We start from the raw sequence: 5,103 nt of genomic DNA, 5'->3' as shown, positions 1-5,103 counted from the left end.
AACCGAGCACATAGGCGGGTTCATCAAAACTCAGTTCAAAGGGCTGTTGACCATTGAAGGGCATCACTTTAATGCGTGTCAGGCCATTTTCACGGGTTTGAATAATCAGGTAATCCTTTAGCACCAGCTCATCTTCAAGCCGCGCATTGGGATTGTGGGCCACCACTTCCTGCCATTTGGATTTATCGGCGGCATCCTTAATCGCCACTTTCATTAAGCGGAAGTTAGTCGCCTGCCAGTTGGTGAGAATGTAATAGCTGTCGCCCAGTTTCGAGACGCTATATTCATGGCCTTCTTCGCGCGCGAGCACCGGCTTGAACAGGCTTAGGGGATCGTTTGCATCCAATACCGACACTTCGCTAGTGGTGGTATTCTCGTGGAACAGCACGATTTGCGACTCATCTAAACTCTTACCGAGGGAGATGTAAAAGGAGTCATCTTGCTCCTCATACACCAGCACATCGCGGGACTGTGGCGTGCCGAGTTCGTGGCGATAAACACGGTTGCCGAGCAGGGTTTGCAGATCTTTAGCGATGTAAAACACATGGCGATTATCATTGCCCCACACGATGCGGCCCTCGGTGTTTTCAAGCACATCGGTGATCATGGCGCCAGATTCGATATCTTTAAAATAGATGTGATACACGCGGCGGCTTAACACATCTTCACCAAAGGCCAGCATGGTTTCATCTGGGCTCACGCTCACGCCGCCCAAACCATAAAACTCATGGCCCTTGGCGCGCTCATTCACATCGAGCAGCAGTTGCTCAACACCCGCGCTCCCCTTACGGGCGATCAACGGATATTCGCTGCCCGCTTGGTAGCGGCGGTAATAGCTATGCTGGTGCCATTGGTACGGCACGCTTGACTCATCGGCCACTAAGCGCCCGGTCAGCTCGTTAAACAGCCCATCTTGTAATGACTTCAGCGGCTTAAAGTAAGCTTGGGTATAACGATTTTCGGCGTTAAGGTGCGCTAATATTTTGGGATCTTGGCGTTTATCGTCGCGCATCCAATAGTAATCGTCGGTGCGCGTGACGCCATGCATGGTCATCACATGGGGGATTTTTTCGGCAACGGGGGCGGCAACTTGCCCCTTGTGGGTTGAGCAAGCAGATAGCGACATGGCAATACCTAAGGTGAGTCCTAAATTTACAAATAATGCGCGCATCATACGTCCTTGTGACATCAGTCACGACCACCACCCCAAGGTAGCGGCTTAAATTAGCTTAATATAGTCAATATGATAGGGGCATGGGTGCGCTAGTGCAAACATTGCACAGCCCTAAGTCTATCAGGCCGGCGGCGCCGGCCACCATTCTTAACCCCAAAGAGTTTAGGTTAACTAACTGACACCTCAGCGCTAAAGGCAACAGCCCACGGCCTTAGGCAGATGTTTGGCCCCATATAAATGTGATATTTCAAAATATCCATTTACACTTCTGCCTAACTTAGCGGTTAAATTCGTGACCTAGCTTAGATATCCCTCAACAAAGATCGCGGCAAATGATCAGGTATGTTACTAATTGCCCCCTTATACCTAGCCTTTACCTAGCCTTTACCCAGATTGTTTACCTAGGTTGTTGAATGGAGTGAGTTTTAATGCTAGTTGCATTACATCATCTCAATTTTAAGCAAAAACTCATTCTGTTATCTTTATTACCCTTATGCATGCTGATCATCTTTGTACTTATCCGCATGTCGACCCTAGTGAAGGATTACCAAGCAACAAGCCATCAGCATCTGGCGATTCAAATCACGGTAGACATCACCGAATTAATTCACGAACTGCAGAATGAATATACCCTCAGCAGCCGTTATCGCCACACCAGCACGCCCGAGGATGAAACCGCGCTAAATGAGCAGCAAGCTAACACCTCAGCCCTGCTTAATCAGCTGCTAACAAGCCCAGCCCTTACCACCTTATTAAGTTCTGCCAACGATAAACACTATAACCTGGTCACTCTTCAAGAAAGGCTCGACACCCTAACATCCACCGCGAATCACCTCCTTTCGGCCCGACAAGATATTGCCCTACGCCCAGAGGTGCTGCCACAGCCGGAGGCCATGCGCCACACCGCGCTTAATCGCCACTCCGAGGCGTTTGTTGGGCTTTATTACCAGCTCAACACCCAATTATTAGGCTTACTGCAACTATTACAGCAGCAAACCAATGATATTAAACAATTTAGATCCTATAGCGATTTAGCCAACCTCCTTAAATTGCAGGAGATCGCGGTAAAAGAGCGCAATCTTATCTACCAAACATTGCTGGCGGGCAGTATCAATATTGATGATTATCGCAGCATTAGCACCGTGATGTACGAATACGGCCAAGCCGAATTGCACGCCAGCCACAACGCCATTTCCGATAAACAATCCCTCATTCGCCAGATCCCCAGCTCCCTCGAGAGCCTGCAAATTGCGCAAATCAGCCAACAGGTTGAACGGCAACTGCGGATCAGCGCCTTAGCCCAAGAGATTAAAATCGATCTCGGCTATAGCGGCCTAATCCATAGCTTTCAACATTACTTACAACACACCAGTCCGCAGAGCCTCAATAGCTTTCAGCAAGCCTTAGCGGGCATAAGGAGCAATCTCGATGCCCTTAGCCTAGAGCCCCAAAAACTCCCGGAGCAGCGCGAGGCGCTCAATGCCATTAAAACCAGTATCAATGAGTACGAATTGTTGATGGCTAACGCCAAACAATTCAAAAAACACGCCAGCACAATCGATATCCGCAAATTCGCTGACCTGCAGCACCGCGCCAACGCTAACGATCTTAAGCTTATCGCAGCCCTCGAGACCTTATTAACCCCGCCGCCCATCAACCACCAACAATGGTGGACGTTGACCACAGAGCGTATCAATCGGCTCTGCAGCATCATCCATGACATCACTCAGTCAATGGCCGAGCAGAGTGACAGGCGCCAAACCCATGCCCTTAGCCTGCTGGGGTTTTATTTATGCACTGTGTTATTAACTATGGCGCTTACCCTGTGGCTGGGGCGCAAAATCATCAGGAGCTTTGTTAATAAAATCAGCCAAATTGCCAACGACATGCAGCAAATGGCCGCCAATCCGAAACTGAATATCAACTTTGATGCATCTGGCAGCGATGAGCTTGCCAGCATGGCCAGCGCCATGAACCGGATGATCAACGAACGCGAAAAAGCCAATCAGGCCCTAAACCTCGCCGCCGCGGTGTTTGATTACTCCGCCGAGGGAATTATCGTTACCGACGCCGATAACCATATCGAGCTAGTCAATCCGGCGTTTACCCAAATTACTGGCTATAGCCTCAGCGAAGTCAAAGGCCGCAATCCGTCAATTTTGAACTCCAAACGCCAGCAGGAATACTTTTTTGCCGCCCTCTGGGAGACCCTGCTGCGGGAGGGCAAATGGGAGGGCGAAATTTGGAATAAACGCAAAAATGGCGAAGTCTATCCCGAATATCTGGCGATCACTGTGGTGCGTAACGAGCAAGGCCAAATCATCCAACATATTGGCTTATTTATGGATATCAGCAAACGCAAACAGTATGAGCAAGACCTTTGGTATCAGGCCAACTTTGACCCGTTAACCGGCTTGCCCAACCGCAAACGGTTTAATGAGCGCTTGCAACACGAGATCCAACTGACCCAGCACGACCCGAGAAAATTAGCCATCCTCTTAATCGATTTGGATCAATTCAAATACATCAATGATTTGCAAGGCCACAGTATCGGCGATTTACTGCTGCAGGATGTGGCCAAACGCCTCGAGAGTCTCGCCAGCAACAATGATTTTATCGCGCGCATTGGCGGGGATGAGTTTGTGCTGATTTTACCGAGGATCACCAATGAACTGGCCATCGAACACATGGCGACTCGTATCATGGACACCTTAGCGGTCCCATTTACCCTTAATCATCGGGAAATCCAAATCTCTGCCAGTTTTGGCATTGGCATCTATCCCGACGATGGGCTCGACGCCAGCTCCCTTACCCGCAACACTGAAATGGCCATGTATCAGGCCAAGGATGCTGGGCGCAACAACTTTAAATACTTCACCGCCGGTATGAACCAAGCCATGTATGCGCGCATGGAGCTTGAGCAGCGCCTGCGCCGCGCCGTCGCCCAACATGAATTTACCCTCCATTATCAACCTATTGTTGCAATGAACACCGGTAAAGTGTGCACTGTTGAGGCGCTTATCCGCTGGCAGGATCCCGATTTAGGCTTAATCCCGCCGGATCACTTTATTGGCATTGCCGAAGAGACCGGGCTTATCGAACCCATGGGCGAATGGGTGCTCAATCAAGCCATGAAGGATCTGCGCCAGTGGCAACAAAGCGGTATTGATATCAATGTCGCGATTAACATTTCTAGCCGGCAATGCATCAACACCCGCGGCATGCGCTTTGACCAAGTGCTGCAGGAATGCTTTCACCAACACCATATTAACCCTCAAAAAGTGCACATTGAGATCACCGAAAGCATGTTAATGGCCGATGCCAGCGATTGTTTACACACCCTCGAATCAATCCAAGCCCTCGGCTCACAAATTTATATTGACGACTTTGGCACGGGATATTCATCGCTAAGCTATTTGAAAAAATTCCCGATTTCGGCGATAAAAATCGATCGCAGCTTTGTCGAAAATGCCCTCGATAGCAGCTCGAATGCTAACCTCGTCAAAGCGATAGTGATGATGGGACAAAGCCTCGAGATGGAGTTGGTCGCCGAAGGCATTGAAACCGAAGCTCAGTGGCACTTCCTCAAAAACCTGGGTTGCCATTATGCCCAAGGCTATTTGATCTCCAAACCTCTGCCCTTCGCCGCCGTCACGGCGCTGCTTAAGCAAACCTTACCCAGCTTATTAACCCTAAATGACGAGGGGCAATACCGCAGCTAACTGACGCTCCTTGGCATTAGGCCTACCTGGCCCCCTTGATGTCAGACACTAAAAAAGCAGCCGAAGCTGCTTTTTTGCTGGCGATTTAGCGGACCGTGTTACTGCGCATTCACGCAACACGGCGCCCCCTCAGCCCCGATACCCACGCCAAGCGACGCCTAAAGCATTAGGTCGGCGTCTGGCTTTGGCCGTTCATAATGCTCTCGC

1 protein-coding gene and 1 pseudogene are annotated in these 5,103 nt (G+C 49.9%); one reads left to right on the top strand and one right to left on the bottom strand.

What is annotated here, in order from left to right; genetic code table 11:
- A pseudogene (locus tag ACRCZA_RS11195) lies at window positions 1–1,189 on the bottom strand (oligopeptidase B); the annotation flags it as partial.
- Between the two features lie 413 nt (window positions 1,190–1,602).
- Between ACRCZA_RS11195 and ACRCZA_RS11190 the strand changes: the two are divergent.
- Entirely contained in the window at window positions 1,603–4,896 is a 3,294-nt protein-coding gene (locus ACRCZA_RS11190) for an EAL domain-containing protein (RefSeq protein ID WP_438674517.1), read from the top strand.
- The last annotated feature ends 207 nt before the right edge of the window (window positions 4,897–5,103 follow it).

Source organism: Shewanella sp., assembly GCF_051658185.1.
Taxonomy (GTDB): domain Bacteria; phylum Pseudomonadota; class Gammaproteobacteria; order Enterobacterales; family Shewanellaceae; genus Shewanella.
This window is presented reverse-complemented; position numbering and strand designations above follow the sequence as displayed.

Bases quoted from the DNA above. Each gene is read 5' to 3' on its own strand.
- ACRCZA_RS11190 (WP_438674517.1), top strand. From the start codon at position 1,603: ATGCTAGTTGCATTACATCATCTCAATTTTAAGCAAAAACTCATTCTG.